Annotated in this window: 23 protein-coding genes; 21 read left to right on the forward strand and 2 right to left on the reverse strand. The window is 36.8% G+C overall.

Features of this window, described 5'->3' with window-relative positions:
• The first annotated feature begins 232 nt into the window (after nt 1-232).
• The 10 genes from IGI64_RS01845 to IGI64_RS01890 all read left to right on the forward strand — a co-directional run bounded on the left by IGI64_RS01845 (nt 233) and on the right by IGI64_RS01890 (nt 11,577).
• Nucleotides 233-823, forward strand: coding sequence for a TetR/AcrR family transcriptional regulator (locus IGI64_RS01845; RefSeq protein ID WP_034862872.1), 591 nt, complete (start codon nt 233-235; stop codon nt 821-823).
• 380 nt (nt 824-1,203) lie between these two features.
• Nucleotides 1,204-4,095 carry a hypothetical protein gene (locus IGI64_RS01850; protein ID WP_430596471.1) on the forward strand — a complete coding sequence of 964 codons (2,892 nt, stop codon included), beginning with the start codon at nt 1,204-1,206 and terminating at the stop codon, nt 4,093-4,095.
• A gap of 25 nt (nt 4,096-4,120) precedes the next feature.
• Nucleotides 4,121-4,441 (forward strand): LPXTG cell wall anchor domain-containing protein, encoded by a 321-nt coding sequence (locus IGI64_RS01855; protein ID WP_429939299.1) that lies wholly within the window; start codon nt 4,121-4,123, stop codon nt 4,439-4,441.
• On the forward strand, nt 4,431-5,024 hold the full coding sequence (locus IGI64_RS01860) for a WxL domain-containing protein (RefSeq protein ID WP_429939300.1): 594 nt from the start codon (nt 4,431-4,433) through the stop codon (nt 5,022-5,024). The genes IGI64_RS01855 and IGI64_RS01860 overlap by 11 nt, the downstream gene beginning before the upstream one ends.
• 32 nt (nt 5,025-5,056) lie before the next feature.
• Nucleotides 5,057-5,701 (forward strand): hypothetical protein, encoded by a 645-nt coding sequence (locus tag IGI64_RS01865; protein WP_429939301.1) that lies wholly within the window; start codon nt 5,057-5,059, stop codon nt 5,699-5,701.
• Nucleotides 5,702-5,779: 78 nt separating this feature from the next.
• Nucleotides 5,780-6,817, forward strand: coding sequence for a DUF916 and DUF3324 domain-containing protein (locus tag IGI64_RS01870; protein ID WP_429939302.1), 1,038 nt, complete (start codon nt 5,780-5,782; stop codon nt 6,815-6,817).
• A gap of 353 nt (nt 6,818-7,170) precedes the next feature.
• Complete coding sequence (locus tag IGI64_RS01875) at nt 7,171-7,956, forward strand: glucose-1-dehydrogenase (RefSeq protein ID WP_016625102.1); 786 nt, start codon at nt 7,171-7,173, stop codon at nt 7,954-7,956.
• 27 nt (nt 7,957-7,983) lie between these two features.
• Nucleotides 7,984-9,348: an FAD-dependent oxidoreductase gene (locus IGI64_RS01880; protein ID WP_429939303.1), complete on the forward strand. Its 1,365-nt coding sequence runs from the start codon at nt 7,984-7,986 to the stop codon at nt 9,346-9,348.
• A 108-nt stretch (nt 9,349-9,456) separates the two neighbouring features.
• The gene (locus IGI64_RS01885; protein WP_429939304.1) at nt 9,457-10,788 is read left to right on the forward strand and encodes an FAD-dependent oxidoreductase; all 1,332 of its coding nucleotides are present in this window, start codon (nt 9,457-9,459) and stop codon (nt 10,786-10,788) included.
• Nucleotides 10,789-10,920: 132 nt separating this feature from the next.
• The gene (locus IGI64_RS01890) at nt 10,921-11,577 is read left to right on the forward strand and encodes an HI_0552 family protein (protein ID WP_429939305.1); all 657 of its coding nucleotides are present in this window, start codon (nt 10,921-10,923) and stop codon (nt 11,575-11,577) included.
• A gap of 38 nt (nt 11,578-11,615) precedes the next feature.
• Here IGI64_RS01890 and IGI64_RS01895 read toward each other — a convergent pair whose 3' ends face one another.
• Complete coding sequence (locus IGI64_RS01895; protein ID WP_429939306.1) at nt 11,616-13,109, reverse strand: helix-turn-helix domain-containing protein; 1,494 nt, start codon at nt 13,107-13,109, stop codon at nt 11,616-11,618.
• A 239-nt stretch (nt 13,110-13,348) separates the two neighbouring features.
• On the opposite strand from IGI64_RS01895, the gene IGI64_RS01900 reads away from it, so the two are divergent.
• Both IGI64_RS01900 and IGI64_RS01905 read left to right on the forward strand, forming a co-directional pair.
• Nucleotides 13,349-13,753 (forward strand): hypothetical protein, encoded by a 405-nt coding sequence (locus IGI64_RS01900; RefSeq protein WP_429939307.1) that lies wholly within the window; start codon nt 13,349-13,351, stop codon nt 13,751-13,753.
• Between the two features lie 26 nt (nt 13,754-13,779).
• The gene (locus IGI64_RS01905) at nt 13,780-15,270 is read left to right on the forward strand and encodes a helix-turn-helix domain-containing protein (protein ID WP_429939308.1); all 1,491 of its coding nucleotides are present in this window, start codon (nt 13,780-13,782) and stop codon (nt 15,268-15,270) included.
• A 27-nt stretch (nt 15,271-15,297) separates the two neighbouring features.
• On the opposite strand, the gene IGI64_RS01910 is transcribed toward IGI64_RS01905, so the two are convergent.
• Nucleotides 15,298-16,764 carry a helix-turn-helix domain-containing protein gene (locus IGI64_RS01910; protein WP_429939309.1) on the reverse strand — a complete coding sequence of 489 codons (1,467 nt, stop codon included), beginning with the start codon at nt 16,762-16,764 and terminating at the stop codon, nt 15,298-15,300.
• 594 nt (nt 16,765-17,358) lie between these two features.
• Here IGI64_RS01910 and IGI64_RS01915 point away from each other — a divergent pair.
• The 9 genes from IGI64_RS01915 to IGI64_RS01955 all read left to right on the forward strand — a co-directional run bounded on the left by IGI64_RS01915 (nt 17,359) and on the right by IGI64_RS01955 (nt 26,196).
• Nucleotides 17,359-17,637, forward strand: a complete 279-nt coding sequence (locus IGI64_RS01915; RefSeq protein ID WP_429939310.1) for a hypothetical protein — start codon at nt 17,359-17,361, stop codon at nt 17,635-17,637.
• Nucleotides 17,638-17,853: 216 nt separating this feature from the next.
• Entirely contained in the window at nt 17,854-20,031 is a 2,178-nt protein-coding gene (locus tag IGI64_RS01920; RefSeq protein WP_429939311.1) for a leucine-rich repeat domain-containing protein, read from the forward strand.
• Nucleotides 20,012-20,536, forward strand: coding sequence for a hypothetical protein (locus tag IGI64_RS01925; protein ID WP_429939312.1), 525 nt, complete (start codon nt 20,012-20,014; stop codon nt 20,534-20,536). Before IGI64_RS01920 ends, IGI64_RS01925 begins: the two co-directional genes overlap by 20 nt.
• A 2-nt stretch (nt 20,537-20,538) precedes the next feature.
• On the forward strand, nt 20,539-20,775 hold the full coding sequence (locus tag IGI64_RS01930) for a hypothetical protein (protein WP_429939313.1): 237 nt from the start codon (nt 20,539-20,541) through the stop codon (nt 20,773-20,775).
• A complete protein-coding gene (locus tag IGI64_RS01935) occupies nt 20,762-21,373 on the forward strand; it encodes a hypothetical protein (RefSeq protein WP_429939314.1) in 612 nt (203 codons plus the stop codon). Before IGI64_RS01930 ends, IGI64_RS01935 begins: the two co-directional genes overlap by 14 nt.
• A 322-nt stretch (nt 21,374-21,695) precedes the next feature.
• Nucleotides 21,696-22,430: a WxL domain-containing protein gene (locus IGI64_RS01940; RefSeq protein WP_429939315.1), complete on the forward strand. Its 735-nt coding sequence runs from the start codon at nt 21,696-21,698 to the stop codon at nt 22,428-22,430.
• A 76-nt stretch (nt 22,431-22,506) separates the two neighbouring features.
• Nucleotides 22,507-23,508: a DUF916 and DUF3324 domain-containing protein gene (locus tag IGI64_RS01945; RefSeq protein WP_429939316.1), complete on the forward strand. Its 1,002-nt coding sequence runs from the start codon at nt 22,507-22,509 to the stop codon at nt 23,506-23,508.
• A 16-nt stretch (nt 23,509-23,524) separates the two neighbouring features.
• A complete protein-coding gene (locus IGI64_RS01950; protein ID WP_429952183.1) occupies nt 23,525-23,791 on the forward strand; it encodes an LPXTG cell wall anchor domain-containing protein in 267 nt (88 codons plus the stop codon).
• Entirely contained in the window at nt 23,788-26,196 is a 2,409-nt protein-coding gene (locus IGI64_RS01955; RefSeq protein ID WP_429939318.1) for a bacterial Ig-like domain-containing protein, read from the forward strand. The genes IGI64_RS01950 and IGI64_RS01955 overlap by 4 nt, the downstream gene beginning before the upstream one ends.
• The last annotated feature ends 72 nt before the right edge of the window (nt 26,197-26,268 follow it).

Genomic DNA, 26,268 nt, shown 5'->3' on the forward strand with positions numbered 1-26,268 from the left:
GGGGAACTATTGGGTATTTTAAATACCCAATAGTTATTTAGAAGCGCAACGATTTTGGCTAGTATGAATAGACAAAGCATTTTTTTGAATAGCGCTTCACAAGTGTGCATGAGCGGTAGAGGTTATGAGCAGTTTGACTTGCATATAACCTCTATATTGACGTATATTTTTTGTTTTGTTATACTCGCCCTAGCATTTTCAGTTTTTCTCAATGAAAGGGGGGATTACTACCATGGGATCTAAACAAAAGTTATTGCAAAGTGCCAGAGAATTGATATACAAAAATGGATACAACAATACTTCGATTCGAGACATTTTAATTGATGCAGATGCAGGAAAAGGTCAGCTTTATTATTATTTTGATTCGAAGAAAAGTATTGGTTTGGCTGTGATCCAGGCAAATATCGAAGAATGGCGTACAGAATTGTTTACAGATATTTTAGCGCCAAGTGTTGAGCCAGAGAAAGATTTTTTAGACATGCTGAATTGGTTTTATTCATTTCATAATAGTCAATCGCACTATTATGGCTGTCCAATCGGCAATCTGATTATTGAACTATCGATGGAAGACGAAGAGTTCCGTGAAGTCTTGGAAGATTTCATGACGGAATGGATCAATGTTTTAGCTGCCAAATTGATTGAATTGGATTCAGAAGCGTATTTGAACTTTGAAGAAGCTCAAGATGAAGCACGAATGATCATCTCGCAAATCCAAGGTAGTATCGTCTTATTGAAAGCAACACAAGATTTGACGATTTTGAAAGAAACATTTACACGATTAGAGAAGAAATATGTTTATTCAAACACATTAAAGGCAGAATAAGAAGAGAAAAAAAGGATGTCTTTATTCGCTGATAGACATAGGTTATCGGGTATTTCTACTCGTTTTTCTCCTTATTTTCTCGATATAATTGCATTTAGGAAAAAAAGACAAGAAAAAGCAAATTCGCTTTTTCTTGTCTTTTTTGTTTTTATAACTGTTGTATTTTTTTATAAACGCTTTATTTGTGATTTTTTTAATTAATTCGATTATCAATGTTCGGAATATTGAATAACAACGTAATCTCTTTTTTTCTTTTCGGTAAGTGAAAAAAAGAAATTGACGGGAGGTGTCTAGACACTGCATAATTCATTCTGTAATCACGTTTGGTTACTTTTTGTAAGTAAGTTAGTTAGAAAATTATTGAAAGGAGTGGAGCAAATATGCTGCGTTCTTCCAAAAACGTTCTGCATTTAGTGATGTCTGCTATGCTGGCAGGTTCAATCGGTTTAGAGGCCGGAGTAACAGTTGCTGCGGAAACAGCTGCAGACAGTGCAGTATTTCCGGCTGTTAAAAGCCCAGAAGCAGAATCTGAATTATCTTATCAAGCCGATAGAGAAAACAAGATCGTCAATTGGACACTGAAATTCAAAAAAATTGCTGATCCAGAAGTATTGCGCCAGATGCAATTTAAACTGACGGATAAAAATGATCAAACTGCAGTTGTTGATTTCGGAGAAGAGGATCAAACGCTTGAAGGATTGAAAGATGATTGGATAGGAATCGGCAGTCACACAAATACAGAGGATCAAGCAACGATCCATTTTCAAACGAAAATACCAGAAGATGCTGGAAACTACACGTTGAAACTTTGGACAAGATTAAGCGAGCAGCAAGACAGTGAACCAGAAAAAATAGTTCCTATCGGCGATTCGGAAAATGTTACTTATTCCATTGACTTCCCCAATGAAACAGAAGAATCGGTTGTTGAAACTTCAACAGAAAATCAAACAGAAAGCGCATCAGAAAGTACTGTTTCATCTGTTAGCGGTTCAAATGACACCGAAACAGAGACAAACAGTTCTGAAAATGACCAAATTGCTGAAACCTCGGAAACAACGAGTGAAGCAGCCAAAGAAACAACTGCGGAAACGAAAGCAGAAAAACAAAAAGCAGCTGTTTCGTCAAGATCGGCCAGAAGCGTCATTCCCCAAAGTTTAACAGGCGCTGGGCTCTCTTCCATTCCTTTTGGAGCAAAAAAACTAACAGGACTTTTTGCAGAAGTGAACCAAAACGGTGGTCAAGGATCTGGAGCAGTTAAGCCGCAAAATCCAGTTGACGGAACAAATGATAATCGTCCTTACGATATGGTTGAACTTTCCGGAAGTAAAAACTGGCTTTCGATTTGGTCAAATGAATCCAGTAAATTGAATTTCAATTCAAATTTCAAAGGACGCACATATATCAAATTTGATAAAGCCAATTCAGATGGATTAGCTTTTGTCATGCACAATGATTCTCGAAAAACAACTGCAATCACTCAAGCGCAAAGAAGCAGTGATGGACAGAACTTAGGTGTTTATGGAACCAATAATGGACGAAACAAAGGCCCTCAAAGCGAAGCTGTCCAAAATTCAGTAGCTGTCGAATTTGATATGAAAGCCAGCTTGAGCAATACCCAGGCAAATGCGTTGGATAGTACCGGCGGACATGCCTTTGATATTGGAACGGGTGTAACTGATTCGGAAGCAGCGCATATGGCGTATTCTTTTCCTGGTAACCCGAATACGTATGTTCCGCTAAAAGATAATGCTGGAGACACTAGTGGTTGGACTGCTTTCCCAGCTGTTGTACGAAATGCGCGAGTCCGGCATTATAGTTCTCCAAATGTTGAAGGTGTCCAATCCCTTTCAGGAATCAGCAGCGGCTGGTATGAATTTCGTTTTAATTATACAGTCGGAGCGGGTATGACTTATTATTTGGTCAATCCTGCAAATGGTTCTCAAACAACGCCGGTAACTATCGGTGAATCTGAGCTGCGTACCAACCTTGCATTAGCAAGTAACAACAACCAAGCGTATTGGGGATTTACAGCAGCAAATGGGAGCGCGCAAGGAACGACGGATTTTGTCTTTACTGAAACGCCATCAGATGCGCAATTGGATTTGATCAATGATGTCAAAGATACAAATAACCAATCTGTTCAAACAGGAAAAGATACCCCGCTAACAGATAAATATATTACAAGTGCATCACCAGCAAATTTTGAAACAGTTTTTCATTTAAAAGAAAGTGAGCGAACATTTTCTCTTTCAAAATGGACAGGAAAAGTCGACCCAACATATTACGACATCCCGGTAGATGGAACGATAAAAGTTTCGTATAAAATCGACGACGGTGTTTTACAAGAAACATCTGCAACAATCGATCCAAATGGAAATATCGCTCTTTCTTTAAGTGGGGTGACAATCAACAAAGGCCAAAAAGTAACTTTTACAACAAATCTGCCAACGAAAAAATCGTCTGGCGATCATCAAACTTCTTTTTACAGCCAGTTGACAGGAAAATACGGCACAGATACAACTGAAACGAGTGTCGAAAGTACTTCGATTTATTTTTGGATAAAAAATGCACCGATAGCGCCAAATATCAAACGTCTGGCAGCTGCTCCGAGTGATCAGCTAACCGATTTCGTGGACACTTTCGGACTTCAATTTGATTATGAAGATCTAGATGCTGCGTCAAATGAACTAAACTACGAAATAACAATCAATGGTAAAAGTGCTGGTAAAGGAACTCTGGCTGATGCAATTGCAACCAATCAGCAATGGAGCGACACTGGAAAAATCGATCTTTTAAGCAGCGGATTTTATCATCGAGGCGAAAATATTGCTGTTTTGAAAATCACGGATGCAAATGGATTGAGTGATGAAGAGACGATTACGTTCAACGTAGCTGGTTACAAAGGATTTGAGATCGTGACAGAAAACTATGACTGGTCCTTTGATAAAACGCAGCTGCCAGACGAAAAAACAGCTCAAAACCGTCTGCAAGACATGACGATCAAAGGCAGAGATACAACACAAGATAACAGTACAGCCAAAATCGTTGCTTCGGCTACCGATATCGTGAATGAAAAAGGGACAGTGATCAGCAAAGAGAATTTCACTTTCAAAGATTCTGGTACAGAACAGCCATTAGCAAATCAGCAGTTATCTTTGAATGAAACACATGCGTATTCATCATCGGAAGGATTATTACTTTCGTTATCCGATCAAAATGATACAGGTCAGTACAAAGGAACGATTACTTGGACAATCAGTGATGCACCATGACAATTCATTTAAGGAGGTGGTTTTAGTGGAAAAGGTCAAAAGAACAATCGTTGCGGCAGGTTTGACAGCAATGTTTTTAATGGGACTTTCACAAAAAATCTATGCCGCAGAAACACCTTCCTCAAAAGCATACCTCGACACGAAAGATTATCTTTCGATCACACATGAGGAAGCTGGAAAATCTGGCGGGTGGTTTGACCTGCAAGGTGTAAAAGAAAGCTTGATAGATATGTTCCCAAAAACCAATGAAGCAGCAACTATTTGGTGGCTGCTCCTAGGCCTCGCATTGATTGTACTCGTTCTTTTGATTTTTCGACGTCAAAAGGAGAAGAAAGATGAAAAATAACTTTTTATACTTTTTACTTTTCTTAACTCTGGGAACAGCAGGCACATTTTTATTCGCACCAGAGGTAAAAGCGGACATAGCGGACAGCGGTACTGGGCGAAGCGCGTTAACGATTGTTCCGTTAGATGAAGATGTACCAAGAATCTATGAAATCAATGATTTGTATTTTGGGACGCATCAAGATACAGAAACAAACAGAAAACACCAAGCAGAAAATGATTTGACGATCCGTATCTTGGATGCAAGAAAAAACCCGACAGATTGGGAATTACAGCTGCAGATCGAATCCTTCAAAGAAGAAGACGGAGGAAAACTAAAAGAGGCCGTCTTGAATCTAGGCAAAGGAACCTTCGAAACAGCTTCAACCGATGCAGCATCAGGATTGACTGGAAAAACGTATCAAGAAGATTTTGATACAGGCGAATACGCTACAGTCATTACCTCAACTGGACAAAAAAACAGAGGCTGGGTCGTTTACCATATTCCTAAAGAAAAAATATCTTTAGCATACGGCAAAGGAAATCCAGTCGGCAACTATCAAACGACAAGCCATTGGCGCTTAATCAATGCCAATTTGACTTAATAAAATCAGGTAAAAAAATGGAGGAATTTAAAATGAAATTACGAGTATTAGGTGGATTATTAGCAGGAGCAACAATTTTAACAGTATCAACACCAGCAATGGCAGCAGAATTGAACGTACAAAGTGATCCAGGAACAACAACTTTGGAAATCACAGATTACACAGTAGATCCAACAACACAACTACCAAGTGATCCAGGTGCATTTACATTCAAAAATGTACCAAATATCGACTTTGGTACACACAGCTTAGACAGCATTGCAGATACAAATGCAACATTTGACGGAACATTTGACGCAGCATTGCAAATCAAAGACACACGTCCTACAGCACAAAGTATCACAGATGCTAAAGCACAAATCGCTACAGCTGCAACAGCAGGAGCCGACCAAGCTTTAGTAGATGCAGCAACAGCAGCTTGGGATAACGCAGTAGAAGCAGGCGCTTGGAAAATCGACGCATCTGCTACACAACTTGACGGTATTGGCACATCTTTGACAATCGACGGTACAGAAGTTTTAGCTGCACCAGGAACAGTAGTCACTGAAAATGCAACAACACCAGTCGGAACAAAAGATTACACATTGAACAACCCAGTTTTAACAATTGCCAATAACAACTTGGAAGTAAAAACGTACAACGGAACAATCACATACACAGCAACAGCAGCAGTTTAATGTTGTAAAGGAAGCGGAGCTGCGGTCTATGCCGCGGCTCCTTGCTCCTTTTTATCCTGAAAGAAAGAGGTATTTTATATGAAAAAGACGAACGTATTTATTGTTTTATTCGCACTTATTGCATTTATTTATCCATCACAAACGATTTTTGGTGAAGAAGCAGAAACCGGCGGAGCTGACTACAGCGTAAAAGCAATTTTACCAGATAACCAGATAGACAAAGAAAAGAGTTTCTATGATTTACGCGTGTCACCAGGACAAAAAGAAACGATCCAATTGCAAGTAAACAATTATTCTGATAAAGAACAAACATACGATATCAGTGTAAATACAGCACAAACAACAGGAAATGTGACCATTGATTATGGCGTAAAAGACCTTCCTGACAAATCAGTAAATAATCTGCCAATCTCAAATTATGTCTCTTATCCTGAAACAATCAAGATTCCAGCAAAAAAAGCGGGGCTTGTTTCAATCGAGATCAACGTTCCTAAAGAAAAATGGGATGGTATTTTATTAGGCGGTATCCAAGTCAAAAAAGATTTCACAGAAGAAAAAGAAGAAAGTGATCAAGCGATTTTTAGTGAATATGCCTATGTGGTTGGCCTAATGCTTTCTCAAAATGATACAAAAGTCGAACCAGATTTGACCTACGAAGGGATCGAAGCGAAGTCGATTGCACGAAATGCAGGGCTGATCGCTACCTTGAAAAATACCCAGCCAATGAATATCAGCAACGCACATCTTGTAGGAAAAATCTATAAAGAAGGCGAAGAAGAACCAGTCATCACAAGAGAAGTCAAGGATGGCGGAATCGCCCCTGATTCTACTGTGGATGTACAGCTTTTTAATGGCGAAGCTGGTCATACAAAACCGCTGGAAGCTGGAAAATATCGTTTAGAAATCGCTGTCGATGACAAAGAAAACCATCATTGGACATTTACAGATGAGTTTGAAATCACCAAAGAAGCAGCCGAAAAAGTAAACAATAAAGTCTTCACAGTCAAAAAAGAACAAAACTATCTATTGTATTTCATTATTGGACTTTTGGTTCTTTTGATTTTGATTCTGTTCATTTTCTTAGCCAAAAACAAAAAGAAAAAAGAAGAAAACTAAACATGTCGTCTTTCATTTCAAATGAAATGCTTTAACAATACCGCTTCTTTCAGAGAAAACACAACATCAATAAAAAGTCTTGGTCAAAAAACGGTTATCTGTTTTTCGCTCAAGGCTTTTTTGCAAAACTGTCTAATAGCGTAAGCGGAGCCTTTTCAGGTCGAATTGCTTTCCATTTATATGATAATCTCTATAATAAAAAGTGTATCTAACAAAAGATAAAAAATAACAATTTTATTTATTAATGAATATCAAAAAATCTGTTTATGAGTGTTGATTGTGCGACTGGAGTGTACCAGATTTTTTACTATCAATAAAAAAATAAACAGTTTAAAAAATAGGAGGAATTTAGGATGTATACAGAATTGACAGGCAAAACTGCCGTTGTTACTGGCGGCTCAAAAGGGATCGGAACAGCAATCGCTGAACGTTTCGGTAAAGAAAAAATGAATGTTGTCATCAATTATCATTCTGACAGTAAAGGAGCCGACGAAGCTGTTGCAGCAGTTATCAAAAACGGCGGCCAAGCAATCGCTGTCCAAGCAGATCTAGGTTCAGAAAATGGCGCCCAAACCTTACTGGATGCAGCTGTCGAAACGTACGGACAACTAGATGTTTGGGTCAATAACGCCGGAATGGAAAACCAGCATGAAACGCATGAACTTTCTTTAGAAGATTGGGAAAAAGTCCTCAACGTAAACTTAACAGGCGTATTTCTTGGTACAAAAGCAGCATTAGCTTATTTTGTTAAAAATGACGTCAAAGGAAACATCATCAACATGTCTTCTGTCCATGAACAAATCCCTTGGCCTACATTTGCTCACTATGCAGCTTCAAAAGGCGGCGTGAAATTATTTACCCAAACAGTAGCCATGGAATATGCAGCAAGAAATATCCGTGTAAATGCAATCGGACCTGGCGCAATCAATACACCCATCAACGCAGAAAAATTCTCTGATCCTGAAAAATTGGAAACAACAACAAGTATGATCCCTATGCAAAGAATCGGTAAACCAGAAGAAGTCGCAGCAGTTGCAGCATGGCTTGCTTCAGACGAATCAAGCTATGTCACTGGTATCACATTGTTTGTTGACGGCGGTATGACATTGTATCCTTCATTCCAAGGTGGAAGAGGTTAATCAAAAATTTATAAGGAGTGCGCGGATATGAAACAAGCACAAAACGTTTTTATCGGTTTTGGGAAGGCAGCCAAAACGTTAGCAGTCAAAATGGCAGCAAAAGGCGAAACAGTTATACTCATAGAAAAAGATGACCACAATTATGGCGGAACATGCATCAATCAAGCCTGTATTCCGTCAAAAAATCTTTATCTAGCCTCACAACAGCGCATCGTTGGCAGCAAATCATTCAACTATCGCCAAGCAATCAGCCGAAAAAATGAATTAACAAGTGATTTGAGAGAAATGAATCTGCATAATCTAGCAGACAAAGAACGAATCGATGTTATCAATGGACAAGCTGTTTTTCAAAATGATGAACAGATTCTTGTAACCATGAAAAACGGTGAAACCGAAGAAATCACAGGTGATCGGATTTTTATCAATACGGGCAGCCAGCCGAATATGCCGGCTATTCCTGGTATCGACAGCCCTTTTGTCGTAAACAGTACAGAACTGATGGAACAAAAAGAATTGCCTGAGAAACTTGTGATCATCGGCGGCGGCTATATTGGGTTGGAATTTGCCTCTATTTATCGAAATTTCGGCAGTGAAGTAACAGTTATTGATCAAAGAAAAACATTGCTTCCTCAAGCCGATCCTGATATCGCAGTGGAAATCGCCAAAAGTTTCGATCAAGATAAAATCAAACGAATCCATTCTGCTGCAATTGAAAAAATAGAAGATAAAGCAACTCATGCTGTTGTGACGCTTACAGCTGAAGGAACGACACAAAATATAGAAGCTGATTTGATTTTAGTAGCTGCTGGCAGAAAACCAAATGTCTACGGACTAGGTTTGGAAAATACTTCTGTCCAATATAACGAACGTGGGATAATCGTTGATCGCGTATTAAAAACAACTGCTGAAAAAATCTGGGCAGTTGGTGACGTCAAAGGCGGACCGCAATTTACTTATATTTCTCAAGATGATGCACGAATCATTGAAAATCAGTTATATGGTGATGGTTCTCATACACTTGATCAGCAAGTCGATTTTGCAACAACGGCATTTTTGAACCCGCCTTATTCTAGAGTAGGCTTAAGTGAAGCAGAACTTCAAAAAACTGGCCGTCCTTATGGTAAATCACAAATGAAAATCGCTGCTTTGCCAAAAGGAAGAATCTACGACGATCCTCGTGGAATGGTCAAGATCCTGGTCAATGAAGACCATAAAGTCGTTGGTGCAGAATTATTCTGCCGTGAATCTCCTGAAATGATCAACTTGCTTTCTGTCTCCATCAAATTAGGCGCAGACTATGAAATATTGAGAGATCATATCTATACGCATCCAACAATGACTGAAATCTTGAATCCTGTATTGAACAAAATGGAATGGATCGAAAATCAGTAAGAATAATCAAAAACGAATACACGAAAGAAGCAAAAAGTTTTGTTTCTTTCGTGTTCTGTTGTATACTAAATGTACCTACCGAACGGTACAAAAATAGGAGGCAGTCTCATGGAAAAATATAAAAATATTGTTATCGGCTTTGGTAAAGGCGGTAAAACATTAGCAAAAAACCTAGCATCTAAAGGTGAATCCGTATTAGTGATCGAAAAATCACAACGCATGTATGGAGGAACTTGTATCAATGTCGGCTGTATTCCTTCAAAATCATTGATTATCAATGGTGAAAGAAAACTTGACTTTACAGATGCAGTCGAACACAAAGAAAAATTAACAGGCATGTTGCGTAACAAAAACTATCACATGATTGCCGATGAAGAAACTGGAACGGTGATGGACGGAACGGCAAAATTTGTTTCTGACCATGTATTAGAAGTAACATTACCTGATGGCACAACAACTCAAGTAGAAGGAGAACGTATTTTCATCAATACAGGAGCAACTTCTGTTATTTTGCCAATCCAAGGATTACGCGAAAGCCGCTACTTATTAGATTCTACAAGTGCAATGGATCAAACAACGCTTCCTGAATCATTAGTAATCATCGGAGCGGGTTACATTGGCTTGGAATTTGCTTCTATGTTTGCAAGCTATGGTACAAAAGTCACTGTTTTAGATGCAAATCCTAACTTTATTGCTCGTGAAGACGACGATATTGCTGAAATGATCTACAAAGATTTAACAGACAAAGGAATCGAATTCCATTTAGGCATTTCAGTAGATGAAGTTACAGATGGAGAAGATTTTGTCCAAGTAGCCTATACTGAAAACGGCGAAGCTAAAACTGTGAAAGCTGCGAAAATCCTTGCTGCTACAGGAAGAAAACCAAATACAGAAAACTTAGGACTAGAAAACACAAATGTCGAAGTAGACGCACGCGGCAGTATTATCATAGACGATCAATTAAAAACAGGCGCAGAAAACGTGTGGGCAATTGGAGATGTCAAAGGCGGATTACAATTTACGTATATCTCTTTAGATGATTACCGAATCATTATGAGTCAATTGCAAGGAGACGGTTCAAGAAGAATCTCTGATCGTAAAGTAGTACCTTACAGTGTCTTTATCACTCCGCCATTATCAAATGTCGGACTGACTGAAAAAGAAGCAAAACGTCAAGGTGTAGACTACAAACTATTCAAATTCATGACCGGCGGCGTGCCAAAAGCGCAAGTACTCGAAGATCCAAAAGGAATGTTCAAAGTGTTGGTTGATCCAACAACAGAACAAATCTTAGGAGCAAGTATCTATGCAGAAGAATCTCATGAAGTCATCAACTTGATTGCTTTAGCAATGAAAGGCAACTTGCCATATACAATGCTGCGTGACCATATTTATTCTCATCCAACAATGAGCGAAGCATTGAATGATGTATTAAAATAAACTTTTAAAAACACTTGTCTGGATCAGTTGATCGATCCAGATAAGTGTTTTTTACATAACCAGCTATTGAACAAGTAAAGAAGCAGCAGTAAGATAAGAAATAAAAACTACAGAGGAGCACACGCGTACGAAATGGATTTGACGAAAGCAGACTATGAATTATTTGATCAAGAAGAATTTACCTTCAAAAAATTAAAAGAGCAGCGTACAGAAGCTGAGATCGAACAAATCAAAACCTTATATAAAAAGCATTGGACGAAATGGAAAGAAATGCAGCTTTTAGCCAACGAGTCAGTATCTGAAAGTTTGAACATCACAAAACCTAAAATCGAAAGCTGGACGAACGGCTGGAATTTGAGAAATCACTTTTGGAGTGCTTATCGCAGTGATGACAGACAGAACGAAAATGCCTGCTTAGCTGTTTTATTGAACAAGAAGCAATTGCAAATCTATTTGATGTTCCAACACTATAAAAGTGAAAAAAGAAATGGAACAGTAGAAACATACAATGCTTTATTAAAACAGCTGACAGAATGGAGCAAAAAAACAGATATTTCTGATTACTATATTTGGCCGCAGCAAGAATCAGAATTCAAAGATCATCTTCCTTTAAAAGAGTATCTGGAAAATCCTAACAAACAACAAGCGCTCCATCAGCAGCTGGAAGATCGAAGCTTCCAGCTGGGCAAGTTTTATTTCCGTCCAACAGAAGTAGAACAAGTTGAGCAAAAAATCAGTCAAGCATTATTAGAATTAAGCCCTCTTTACCAGCAACTTGCAGAAAACTAAAAAACTCCGCGATTCGCTACTATGAATCGCGGAGTTTTTTATTGAGCATGATCCATTTTTTCGACGATCTGCTGGTTGATTTTCGATAAAATCATCTTCCATTCTGAAGGTTCCAAAAAATTATTGATGGCCAGATGTTCACCAGCAACCGTTGCTAATTCATATTTGTCAGTAATGACAAGATCAGCAAGAATTGGGCTATGTGTAAATTGGATCATTTTGTTATTGTAGATAGAATAGATCTTACTTTTGATAAATTCGATCGCATGATAATCTTTAAAAAAAGAAACATGGATTGTCACAACTGGAGAGGACAGCATTTTTGTTTCTATATATAACAGATTGCAAAGATAAGAAAACTGATGCTGGTAGAAAAAGTCTTTATCCAAATCCTTTGTTTGGCATTCTTTCACATGCCGATCCACTAAAGCATTGATTTTTTCCATTAAGAAATGATCGGCGTTTTTGATAAAAGTAGCAGAAAAATAATTCAAGTCCCAAGTAAATAACAAATCAATATAGATAAGAATCGACAAATTATAAATAAGGGTTGCATTATAAACAAAATAATAATACTGATTATCAGGAATCTGCGGCGCAAACTGGTTCTTCCAATCGGTCAGCATCCCATTGAAAAAAGTGGTTAACGGATTACGAGATTCATGGATCTGCTTTCCAAGTTCGATAAAGTTGGTTTCGTTGATTACACTAGGGATAAAGATACGAATAAAAAAATTCAGATAAAAATATTCTTTTTGCAAATGTTTTTTATCAAGTTGTTCCGGCAATAATTGACTGACTTGATCATACGAAAGAAAGGCATAGTAGTCAAATATGCCTTGATGCAGCGCATTGATTTTTGGTAAGAAACGTTTTCCGGAAACTCGATTTTTTATGATCGAAAGAAAGCAGACAAGGTTATGGTAAGTAGACGTACTCATCACTGAAGTATCGAAAACAGCAGCTATTTTCTGCTGAACTTCTTGTCTATCAACAATTGGAAAAAGCCAAACATCAGAAGGTATACATTGAGAAATAAAGTGAAACAAGAAAATTCGGATATTTAGTTCCTTTCCTTTGAAATAATAGACAGCCTCTGAATTCGAAGTAATCTGGATCTGAAAAGCCGATAAACATGTATTCAATTTTCCGATGATTCGGTAAGCATGCGAAACACTTGTATGGAGCTCCTCGCAAATTTTAGTTAAGGTTAAGTGTTTGTGACTTATAAATAATTGACAAAGCTGAAAAGTGAGGGAAGAAAGACCGTAAAAATACAGAGATTTTGAATAAGTTTCCCAAGCTGTCTGTTTATCGCCAGCAAGCCGATAGCGGTGATCCTCATTTTTTTGGATATGATGGACAGAAAAATCAGCTAATTCTTTATTGAGCTCATTGATATATCTCTTTACCGTATTTGTAGAAATATCCAAAGTTTCTGCTAGTTCATGTAAGGTTTGGTCCGAATTGATCAATTCCCGCAAAATCTCTAATTTATGAGTATTTGCGGCTGAAATAAAATGATTGATCATATTTTTTCCTTCTTTCGTTCTCTTTTAATTGAAGATTTTAAAAAAAAGATGAGAAAATCAAGTAGTTGCGTCAATGTATACTAACACTATCTAAGTTATGTGTAAATTTATTCTTTTAAATAAAAATGCTTTCATAGAAACATTACAAGAAACTAAAATATTGTATTTCTTCTGTTTTTATAAGTTAGCTGTTATGTAAATAATAATGACTTTAAACAAGGTGGGTTGCATTTAACAAAATGAATTTTAAGGATTGTAATATTTATTATACGTTTGACAAAAAAGAAGACTTTAGAAAACAAGATTTTCAATCAATAATCATCACAGATATGGATAAGAAACCACACGATTTATATGAGCAGTTGGGTTTGGAAACATCGACTATCAAGGCAGAACATTTGTATGAAGGCCATTTGCCCGCGAGGTTTTTAGAAGGTATAGATGAAAATGACTTTATTTTAGAAGAAATGTTAGCTGTTTATTATGTTCGCTTTGTTTCTTCATTAACAGGAAAAACATTTCAAAAAATCATCGTGAGTGATCTAGATACAGAGATTTATCAAGAGGTCATGGACATGTATGACAATATCCAAGTGATTGAAAAAGCAGCATGTATTATTCCGCATAAAAAAACATTGATTTAATTAGATAGAGGAGGGGAAGGAGAAAGATGGAAAATCTTTTTTTCGTTATGCAGACAGATAAACAATATAAACGGCAAATGAGATTGCTGAATTACTTGAAAAAAGTACATTCATCCGTCTCAATCACAGAATTATCCCGCGAATTATCTTGTTCTGCACCGACTTTGCGCAGCGATATCAAATCGCTGAATCTAAAAATGCCAGAAAACTTTGTTATCAAATATCAAGAAAGAGAAGGTGTTACGTTTACTTATCCAGAATGGAGTTCGATTGATTTTTGTATTATGGATCTAGCGAAACAGTCACTTTCTTTTCAACTCATCGATAACATTTTTCGACAACGAAACTTTTCTTTTCTTCAAGCAATGGAACAGTTATTTATCTCAGAATCAACTTTAAGAAAAACGATCCATCACATGAATCAGGTATTAAAAGAGTATCAAATCGCAATCTCTCCCGTGGATCTGCAGTTCACAGGAAGAGAAACTGATATCCGTTTTTTTCTTTTTTCATTTTATTCGGATTTTAGAGATTATTGTGTGATGTATAACATAAATGATACAGAAAGCCGTACATATATCCATCTTCTTCGTTCCGCTAAAAAAGCAAAACTGCCAAAATTGCATTACAGTTATTTTCGTGCCACGATTTGGATCATGGTCATCAAAGAACGAATGTTTTCAAAACAGTTTATTTCGATAGAGGAAAGCGTCCAGCAGAAGATTGTAGCAAAGAAAAGTTTCCAACGTTTTTACCAAGTTTTTTATAAATTATTTGCACCGAATTTTTCCCAACGAAAAAACGCAATAGAAGAAGCAGTCTGGATGTACCAAGTTTGCTTGCATTGTATTTCTTATTCTGATCCAATTGATCAGAAGGACAATGAAACAGAAGACTATGTTTATACTAGAGAAGAACCAATAGAAATCATTGAGGAGAAACAAGCATTTTTAGAGATGTTTTTTGGAGGAAAAAAAATAGATACCAAAGAATTGGAAAAAATCAGAGCTTTTTTGATCAATCTTTCTTCTTTGAGTCAGCTATCGCCATTATTTGAAAAGGTTTCTTATCCGTTAAAAAACTTTATCAAAAGTACCCAAAGAGAACTTTTCATCTTATGGTATGAGTACCTGAAAAAATCAGCACCCGTCTTTCCCGTCACGTATCCAGAAGATGTAGCAGTTAGTCTAACGATGTTGTCTTTTTCTATTTTTGATAGGGAAAAACAAAAAAAGCCGCATGTTCTCTTTTCTTTCCAAGGAGAATCCGGCTACGATGAATATCTTGTGCATTCCAGCAAAATGATGATTCCTGAACATGTTCAAACAGAATATCATCTGCATGGGATGGTGACAGAAAAAGTAATCAAAGAAAAACAAACAGATTTAGTTGTATGCAACTATGAACTTCCATTTATCAAAAATCCTTCCTGTCGAATCATGCGACTGTCTTATATCCCTACGATGACTGAATGGATGCAAATGAAAGCTGTGTTATATCAGTTGACGAATGAATAGAATATCAAATAGAAAAACCACCTTCGTTCAAGCAAATGAAGGTGGTTTTTGTTGATGGACAGGTAAAGGTTTCTTTAGGTCCTCCAACAGTTCTTTCAAAATCGATTGTTGAAATAGATGATTCAAATATTGGATATCTTTATCTGTGGGAAAGATATCAGAAACAATACAGTTCTTTTTATTAAGCGTTGGAAAATTGGTCAGACAAAAATCATAGTTATCTAATTTTTCTTCTACCGATTCTGAAGTATGGAAATCAATAACTTCAAAAGTCAAATAATCCTCAAAAATATGTTCGAAACGTTTTGCGAGCATGTTGCTATGTTCTTCATCAAAAGTATACAAGATCCCAACTGTTTTTTTCTGCTGGTTCTTGATGATCAGGTTCGTTAACACAGGATCATGGGTCAGCATCAAATACAATAAATCAAAAAATAGATCATCGTCTCTCAGAACACCTCTAAAAACAGTTAGTTCTTTCTTGAGCTGCTGCGAGATGAGAGAAGAAAAGCTGCCATTTTGTTTGAAAAACTCAAAAACAAACCGCTTTTTCGCGTGATTGAGTATATGGCTTCTTCCTTGATATAGAGATAACGATGTATCGAAAACCATAGGAACTTCTTTGAATGTTTGGTTGCCGAACAATTCATACAGTCGTTTATACAAATGATTCAGTGCATCTTTTTTCAAATTCATTTCGGGGGAGAGTATAGGTTTCTTCAACATATAATGCAATTTTGACAATGTTGAATGAACGAACCCAGTATAAGGAATCTTGAAAACATGTTCGAATTTTTGATTATTGATAACGATTTGGTAATTATCGAAATCAAGAAATTCAGTCGTTGTGACGAGACGTGGGAAATGGGAACTCATTTTTATAACCACCCAAATCCAAACTTTAAGTCTTTGATAGTCTTGAAAACCAGAAAGATGGGGAAGATTAGAAAATCCTTGAACGATTTGCTCAATCAAAGGCGCCTCTTCCTCGTTAATAAATTCTTTCAAAGAAAAATATTTTTCGGTAATAAAAGTGACAAAAAAATTGCACAGTTTACTGAATTCACCTGTGAAATGAAACGGCGAATCCGTCAAAGTGACGCCGTAATATTCCAAACATTCTGACAATTGTTTTTTGATTCTTCTAAATTGTGATTTGCTGATATCTAACTGATCTAAAATATCTGTCGTAGATAAAAATGGTTGAAGCAAAACAAGTTCCAATAATTTGAATTGAAGGGAATGCTGATAAAAATAATGATAGATTGCACTGTAATTGATGCGATTATTTTTCAATAAGTAGAGTTCACTCTTCTTTTTTTGGATTTGGAAAAAATCAGTCATCTGCTCTAATTCTTCTATATATCGTAAAATCGTTTGCTTCGAGGCTCCTGTAGTTTCTTCAAGTTCTTCTAGTGAAGACTGCTGCTGTTCTAAAAAAATCTCCATGATTTCCAACTGGACCTGATGTTTCGTGGATAAGAATACTTTCATATATGGAACTCCTTTCTATAAATCTTAGCTTATTAGAATTGTACCAATGAGAATATTGTTATAATTTTTAGTTTTTTTCTTTGGAAAAAAATTTTTAACAGAATAAATAATGTGTGCGAAGACAATAGATGAAGGTTTTTTGATAACGATGTTATTTTTAAGGAGGAATGCCTTATATATTGCAGTAACAACATTGATATGAAACGGTTTCTATTTTAGATGTTGTTTTAGTAACGTCAGTTTTTTAATTTTTTAAAAATAAAAATAACGACAGCGCTTAAACTTTAATGAAAAAAAGATCGTATTCATTCCGATAAAAAGTAGAAAGCGTTAAGTTTGTGGTGTGTTATGTACCTAGCACTATTTCAAATAAAAGGAGGATTGGGTCGATAAAAGCAGTACTTAAAAATTTTTAATAGCAAAAAGCTAGAAGAATATCAAAAATGGGGGAATATTCTTCTGTGGCTGAATGCCGTTAAAAAGAACTGCTTTAAGGAAACATTTATTTGTCAGCAGCATGTTTATAGTTAGGTTTGTTAGAGGCAACAAAAAGCTGTATGCAAGTAAATAATAAATACATAAAAGGGGGAGAAAATGTACAGCATAACAAGACATACTTATTTTGAAAAAGAAGGTTTTGGCGTTTTGCATGTAGATAATTTGCATAGCCCGTTTATGAAATATGAAAAAACGGGTAATCAAGTGGAATTGCTGCCAAAGCTCTTCTTCGCTAATCCGAATTCTTCAACAGCAAAAGTAAAAAAGATTGACCAAGAACACGCGATGTTTATCGCTGTTCAAAAAAATTTAAAAAAATTATTGGAAAAGGAGTTAACAAATGAAAAAGAGTACAGCAGCAAAGAAAACAGCTAAAAAACTTGTTACATTGTCATTGATTGGAATCTCTACGGAAAAATAGACTCACTGGAAGGGCTTCAATATGCAGAAAATTTATTTTATTTATCATTTGGTACAGTAAATAATAATGACTATGACATAGATGATTTAACCCCTTTAAGTAATCTGGAGAATTTACGCCGGCTGGAACTGCCAAATTCAAAAGTATCTGATTTTCGTCCGCTAAAAAAGATGGCTGAAAATATTGCTAAGGGAATTCCATCAGCATCAGCAGATCGATCATTTGCAACAGGTATCAACATAGGTACTAGAATCAATGCAAGACAAACAAATACCAATGATCAAAAATTTGATCCATTGAATAAATTTGAACGAATAATAGTCAATCCTGATGGTGAAACATGGGATTTTGACATGCCGTTCTACTCTTATGATGGCAGCCGATTAGAAACAAATGGAGGAGATATTACATATATCGGGGATGGCATTAAGGCTCGAATTGGTAGTGATATCGATAATGTTTTTCAGATAAATTTAAGCCAAGATATTTATGGATTACCTAATCCGCATGGCACTAATCCAGGAAGCTTGAATTTTAAAGTAGAATATACATCTGAATTAAGTAAGCCTACTTCTCCTTTTGCCCAAAAATTATCCTTAAGAGGGATCTTGACAGAAATCGACCGTGAAACGCTAGAACAAAAAACAACAGACTACGGGATCGTACAAGAAATGCATGGGTATGTCGGCGAGTCAATCAATACAAGAAATGTACTATTTGAAGAGTCAAAACCTGTTCGCGAAATATTTAGCGGAACCATCCAGCGAAAAGCATCAGAAGAAACGATTCATTACGTAGATAAAGCAATTGATAATGGCTTGAGTTATGTGCAGCTCAACTATAAGGGAATCAATAATGATGTGTTAAAACCATCTGCCTTGCATATTCGAGCCGCTGACACGAATTTTACATTGCCGCAAGTTCCTGAAATCAGCGAGTATGGCTTGATTGACGATCCGCCTGAAAGAATACGAACGCCTGCAGAAGGTGAAGTGTTAGATGTCGATTATATCTATGCTGGGGTAATCAATATTACTGATCCGGTATTGGAACAACAAATCAAAAAAACATTGGCTCTCAGTGAAGATCAGGAAATAACGGATTATGCGATGCAAAGTTTGGAGACACTAGAATATGATGCTGGAGAAAATGGCGAAAGAATCAAAGATGTCCGAGGTTTGCAATATGCAGTTAATTTGCAAAAACTGGTTTTGAAGAATCAAGAAATCGGGAATAGTTTTACATTGCTAGTCACCCAGTATTTGACAAAGCTGACGCATCTTGACTTATCAAAAAATAAAGATCAGCTATATTTAGGAGCAACGCGTTATTTGACAAATCTGAATTATTTGGATGTCAGCGAAACGGAAATCAAACAAACTTCAACTTCGGAACTACCCGAGAATTTAGAGATTCTCCGAATGAAAAAAATGAACAATACCGACTTTGATTTTATTTCCGCAGCACGATTAACTAAATTGAAAAGAATCGATTTAAGTGAAAATCCAGAAACAGTAACGAATGATTTGCTGTCTCGATTTGCGCAAATCGCAGAAAATGGTTCTTTGGAATATGTTGACCTAAGCGGAAACCAATTAACGGATCTGAGTGCATTGTCCGCGGTAGAAGATTTAGGGTATTATCTTGCGGGAAGCACTTCCGATTTTATGAATGATCGCGGCTGGAATTTTGCTGGTCAAACATTTTCAGCTTCTCAAAGAATCACAGCAGGAAAAGAAGCTAAAATCGAGAATATGGTGAAAGATAAAAATAATCAAAATTATTTTCCGAAAACTGGAGATGTTGATTTTCGAATTGAAAATAACGAAATTATCTGGGATATGGAACTTAATGGAGATGGCACGTTGAAGAACGAACAAGCTGTTTTTCAATATAACGATTATGAAGATACAAATTACAGTGCGGAGATCACAGTAGAACTAAGTTATCAGCCATTGAAAATCGAAATCCCTTTAAACTTGGAATTCAGCAACAATGCTTCCGCAGAAAACATCAAATCAAAAGAGTATCAAATAAAAAATCTGTCGGGATTTCCAATTGAAATAGCATTAGAAGAAGTTGCAGATACGAGTGAAAATCCATTGCCATTAGTGGAAGAAGTTGTTCAAGGGACAGAAGGAATCGCGCTCAAATTAAAAACGTCAGATAAAGAAATTAATTTAGCTGGACAAAGGAATAATGTCGGACGACTAGACGAAGGAAATACTCTTCAATTTGCATTGACTGGGGATTATTTTGCGGAAACTTCAGAAGAAAAACAATTTGCTTATTCTTTCCAATTTACATTCAAAGAAAGTGGGGATTCTATTGAAAAAAAAGCAGAATGACAAGAAAAAACGATTGATAGCATTGATTTTAACTGGTTTGTTTGCCTTAGGTTGCGGTTATTTTTATCTCCAGCATGTAAAACCAAGCGACACGCAAACAATCGTAATTGGCAGCGATGTTCAAGACGGTGTATATAAAAAAAATAAAACAAAAAAAGAATTGGAAGAAGAATTGCAAAAAGAAGCTGATGGAAATTCGTTTGCTTTGGAATTGAATACAGAATGGAATTTCAAAGATTCAAAGACACCTGGTTTGATCGGAATTGTTAATCCAAAAAGCAATAAGCATTTGATGCAAGTTGCTGTCTATACAAAAGAAGAGAAAAAACTGTTGTATGATTCTGGTTATTTAAAACCAGAACAATATATCGAATACGGAAAATTAACAAATGAATTGTCTGCTGGAAACCATCAAGCAGTGGCACGTGTGAAAATCTACGATGAATCGGGGCAGCGAATGCTTTCGGAGAATTCAGTAAACGTCAATATCTATGTGGAGAGCTGAAAATGGAAGCTATCATGAACTATCTCATTTTATTGAATCAGCTGACGATCCACGAAGAATCAGACTCGATCAATGTCGGTATCGAAGTAATGGGGAAAATCCTTCCTTCAGAAAATACTGCGGGAGATTTATTACCTAAATTAAATACTTATGCGGGAATCACACCAATACTTTTGGGTGTTTTAATAATTACAATTATTCTTATGAAAAGAAAGAGGGAAAACAATGAAAAAAATTAGTCTTGCAATTTTAAGTGTATTAGGAGTTACAATGCTTTCATCCGTCCTTGTTAATGCAGAAACAATCCAAGGTCAAGAAAGTGCAACCGTACCGGTAACTGGTCAAATCAAGGAATTTGATCCAGAGAATCCAGACGAGGGAGAAGAAGAGAACCCAGAGATCCCAGACGATCAATGGATCAAAGTCGATATCCCAAGTTCTGTTTCCTTTGCGGCAAGTGAAGCAAGTAATGGTAATGTTATCTCACCTACATATACGATCAAAAACCGTTCAGCAGAAGGTGTAAAGGTATCGGTTGACAACTTTGCTTCTCGCGGGACAGAAAATGCTTTATTTGGCGGAACAGTATTGGATCTATCTTCAGAAAGTACAACAGTCAACTTGCGTCACGCAGATGATACTTTCATCAGCGCACGTACAGAATTGATGTCACTAGCAGGAAATATCGTTGGTGGACAACCGACAGAAACACAAGAAGAAAAAACATTCAGCATGACTGGTAAATTAGGAGACAGTTTCGACTTCACTCAAATTCCAACAGAAGGCGTAAGTCAAACGTATGATCTTGTTTTCAACTTTGAACGAGTAGCTGATTAATTATTGAAAAATAAGAAGCATTGACCTCAATTATTTGAGTGTCAGTGCTTTTTTTTATTATATAAAACAAAAAAGAATGGGTTTTATTGCAGTATGGAAAACTGAATGAGAAAAAAATAGGGTTTATTAAATTATAGGAAAACAGAAAAAAGATTCTTTTTGTTTTTTGTTTTTTTATTTATCTATTAAAAATTAAATACCACAATTATGTTTAGCGGTTGCTAAAAAATAATGATTTACACAGGACGCCCCAAAAAATCCTTGTAGAATAATGATGTGCGAAATAACTACTATATTTTATTTTTGAAAGGAAGAATAACAAATGAAGAAACAAATCTTTATTAGTGCCGCTACGGTGATGCTGTTATCACTAACAGGGGGGAAAGTTTTTGCGACATCTTATCCAGATGGCATTTCAGCAACAACAGATGCCGCAGTTGCGTTCAATAATGACGCTGTTGACCCAGAAAATCCAATCCCGCCAATCGTAGATCCAGAGAATCCAGAAGAGCCAGGAATCGATCCAGAAGATCCAAATCCAAATCCGCCAGTTGATGGGTTGCATTTGAGTTATGTCTCTGATTTCAATTTTGGCGAAGGTTCTAAAAATACGACGACTTTTTACGCAGAAGCGGATACTGTAAATAACGGTGAGCGTTCGATTGTACCTTTTGTTGCAACGAATGACAGCCGAGGGACAGATCGAACTGGATGGACGTTATCAGCAAAATTGGATGCACCATTAACAAATGACGGACATGAATTAGCTGCTCGTTTGAGTTTAGAAAACTTGAACTATGCAATTGGTGGCGATCATACAGCAGATAAAGCACCAGAAGCTGCATCAGGAGAAATTGTTTTGATTCCAGGGCAAGAACAAGTGATTGCTTCTGCGAATACTGTGCAAGGGATTGGCAGCTGGTCATTGGCATTGGGGCAATTAAATGAAGAAAAAACGCATACCAATGGCGTGAAATTAGTTGTACCAAGTACAAGTGTCAAAAATACTGGAACTTACAGCAGTTCGCTTTCTTGGACATTGACTGCTCAGCCTTAAAATAGTCAGGCTGTGATAAAAGTTATCGGCTTTCTCACAGCCTGTTTATTTTAGAAAGAATGAGGACTTATTTATCATGAAAAAGTTTTTATGGATACCAATTATATTTCTAAGTATTTTGTTCTTTAGTTTTCCTGCTCAGGCAGCAGAAGAATTTTCGGTCACACCGCTAGATCCGGAAACGGGGGAATCGCAGTCTAACTATTTTGACTTGCTTGTTTCGCCAGGAGAAGAAAAAATACTGAAAGTACGGGTGAACAATCCAAATGAAGAAGAAATCACTGTCGAGGCATCTTTCAATACAAGTATGACGAATGATGCAGGTGCAACAATCTATACGGAAGAAAATAAAGACACGAGTTTAAAAACAGATATCTCTCGTTTCTCTGTGTTATCTGACAGTAAGATAACAATACCTGCAAACAGTGCCAAAGAAGTCTCTTTGACGATCAATGTGCCAGAAGATCCGTTTGAAGGAGAGCTGATCGGTGGTTTTTATTTTCGTACCCCAGATGAAGAAGGAAGTTTTTCTGGCTTAAAAAGCAATTATGCTTATGCAATTGCGGTACGGCTAAGAGAAGCAGATGAGTTTCCTGCGCCATCAATGAAACTGAATCATGTTTACATAGATCAGGAATCTTTACAAAATTACATTCGAATCAATTTACAAAATGAAGCAGCCGTTTTGATCAAAGAGCTGAATGTAAAAGCAGAAGTGTATCGAAAAGGTGAAAAAGACCCAGTATATGCAGCAACGTCAAAACAATTACGTATGGCACCAAATTCAAATTTTAATTATGGGATCAATCTCGATACCCGCCACTTTAAAGCAGGAAATTATCATTGCAAAGTTTCAGGGACCGCAAATGGGCAAAAATTTTCTTTAGAAACGGATTTCGTGATTGAAAAGGAAGCCGCGAGACAATTGAACGAAACAACGATCCAAGAAACTACGGAAGATCATGCTTTGTGGCTATTGCTTGGAAGCATGATCGGTGCCCTATTGCTTTTTTGGTTGATATTCTTGTTTCTGTACAGACATCGAAAGGGGCAGATTTATGAGAAAAAAACATCATAAGTGGTGGTATCTCCTAGTGTTAGTATCCTTTTTATTTGGAAATGATACAGCTGCAGCAGAATATCCTGCTGGAAACGCTGGAAATACGTCTGTTGGGATTACGTTTGAGGGGGAAGACCAGGAAAGAGAAGCAGAACTTTCTATAACAAATGATACGAATCAAGCTGATGGAAAAACAGCTCACTTGCCTAAAACAGGAGAAATGAAACAAAACAGCTATCTTTTTTTAGGGATTCTTTGTCTGATATTTGTTATAAATAGAAAGAAAGGAGAACCGGAATGAAAAAAGTTTTAATTGGTCTTCTCATTGTAATTCTCTGTTTTCATGTTTTTTATCCTTGCGCAAGCGTAATTGCTGAAACGTTATCTGCTGAAGTTGTTGATACTGACAAAAACGAAACGGAAGAAAGTTCTGAAACAACAGAAACAGATGTCGAAAAAACCGAGACAATCGTTGAAGATTTGAGTAGAGAAGAAAAACAGATGGAAGAGATCACTCCTTTTGCGAATGCTACAGTTACTGCTCATTTTACCGACTTTTTTTTAAATAAAATTGGAGAATGGCCGCAGTATCGGCTTGGCAACCCACAATACCTTTGGAAAGAGATGTTTGAAAATCAACATGTCACTTCAAATGGACAAGCAAATATATTTCCCCAGGTTGGCAGTTTAACAAGTACTTTCGGACAAATTAAGAATAACAGTCGTTCGTTTCCTCATAGTTGGGACACGGGCGGATCATATACTATAGTGACAGCAGATATCGCTGCTTTGTATAATCCGCATATCGAAAATCATAGTCAAAAAGTTATAGGAACAAATCGAACGAATGACATTGAAGCGTCCCTTGTACTATCAAATACTGGAATTACTGCACAGTTTCGCCGCTTGAAAAATTTTGATTATAACAATCAAACTTCTACTATTTTTACGTTTGAAAATATAGAAAGTTATCTATTTCTATGGGAATATCGATATCCATTAGCTGTGGGGGTTTCTTCGCCCGGCAGTAATTTACGTCTCGTTGGTACAGCAGCAAGTGTTGATTTGGATTTAAGTCGTTTTTTTCAAGTGAAAACGCGTAATCCAATCATCTCTGCACAAGGAACGGAACATTATCAAAATGAATCTTTAGATGCTTCAAAAAATTTTATAAGCGGAACGGGTTTTTTTGGCGAACGCCTTTTTCATACAGATGTAAAATTAATCCAAGAGAATGTCGATTGGACAAAACCAGGGAGATACACAGCACAATTTGATTATTATGGATATCGGGTTGATTTTCCTGTGACTGTCAAAGAAGATAAATCGACCTTGAATGTTATAAGTTCACAGATTTACAAAGGAGACACGTGGAATCCGCAAGACAATTTTGTATCAGCTACCGAAAAAAATGGAGCAAATATCCCTTATTCAACAACACGGATCCGCACTAGCGGCACTGTTGATACGAACACACCAGGAACATACACTATTCATTATAATTCGTATGATGCAAGTGGAAATATCCTTCAAACACAGCGAGCTGTTGTAACTGTTAGTGAAGATAAATCAGAATTGGTCGTTAAAGATTCGCAAATAACTGCTGGCAGCAATTGGTCGCCGCAAGATAATTTCGTATCAGCTTCAACAAAAACGGGTATCAATATTCCTTATTCAACCACGCGGATTCAGACAAGCGGAACAGTAAATACCAATGTTGCAGGAACGTATCCGATTGTCTATACTTCTCATGAAGCAAATGGAGATCTTCTGCGGACGGAGACAGCAACTGTCACAGTTATACCTGCGTCAGTTCAAGTCAATCATATTGATAGTGCTACAGGTAATACATTTGGCAGTAAAGAACTCACTGGTATAATAGGTGGAGGTTTTCGAGCTAGTCCAGAAAAAAATGACAATTATAAATATCGTTATGCAACAGTCAACGGAATGAATACAGAGGAACAAGAAATCACAGGGACATTTACGGAAGAAAAGCAAACTGTTAATTTTTATTACAATAGTCGCGGCGGAAATATAACTGTGATGCATTTAGAAGAAGGCAGCAATAAAATATTAGGGGACACAGCTGTTTTAGAAGGATATATCGATGATTCTTATTCGATTGATCTTAAAGAGCCGCAACATATTTTCGAAGGCTATGTCTATTCGCGGGTAAATGGGAGTTTGACAGGTTCGTTCAATGCAAATGGTCAAGTAATCACATTGTATTACACAAGAGAAATGCCTAAGATAAGCACGATTGACTTTTCTTTTGGTCAATTAAATAAAATGACAACACTTGCTTACGCAGAAAAAACACAAGATAAAATGACGATTACTTTGCCAAAAGTCTTAGAAAATGAGACGGAAAGCAGTTGGCGTCTTTCAGCAATGCTTGAGCGTCCCTTCAAAGCAGGTAATCATGAAATCACGAGCCAGCTTTCTCTTTCTGATCTTCAATTTTCTGGCAGTTCGGGTTCGCAGATTTTAAATGGGAATAATTGGCAGTTAGAGCCAGGGGTTGCCGTTCCGTTGGCGCAACTGACAAATTCTAAACAAGAAGAACGCAAATGGTCTGTTCAATTTGGTGAAGAGAGTCAAAATAAAATGTCTGGGGTGGCGTTGCGACTTTCAGCAACGGAAGCCAAAGACAACATAGAATATTCGAGTACAGTTCATTGGATACTGACCAACGAACCATAATGAGTGATTTCGATTAAAAGAATCCATATTAAAAGAATCCATAAAACATGAAAGATGCTTTATGGGTTCTTT

The organism is Enterococcus sp. DIV0210g (assembly GCF_050559705.1).
Lineage (GTDB): Bacteria > Bacillota > Bacilli > Lactobacillales > Enterococcaceae > Enterococcus_B > Enterococcus_B faecalis_A.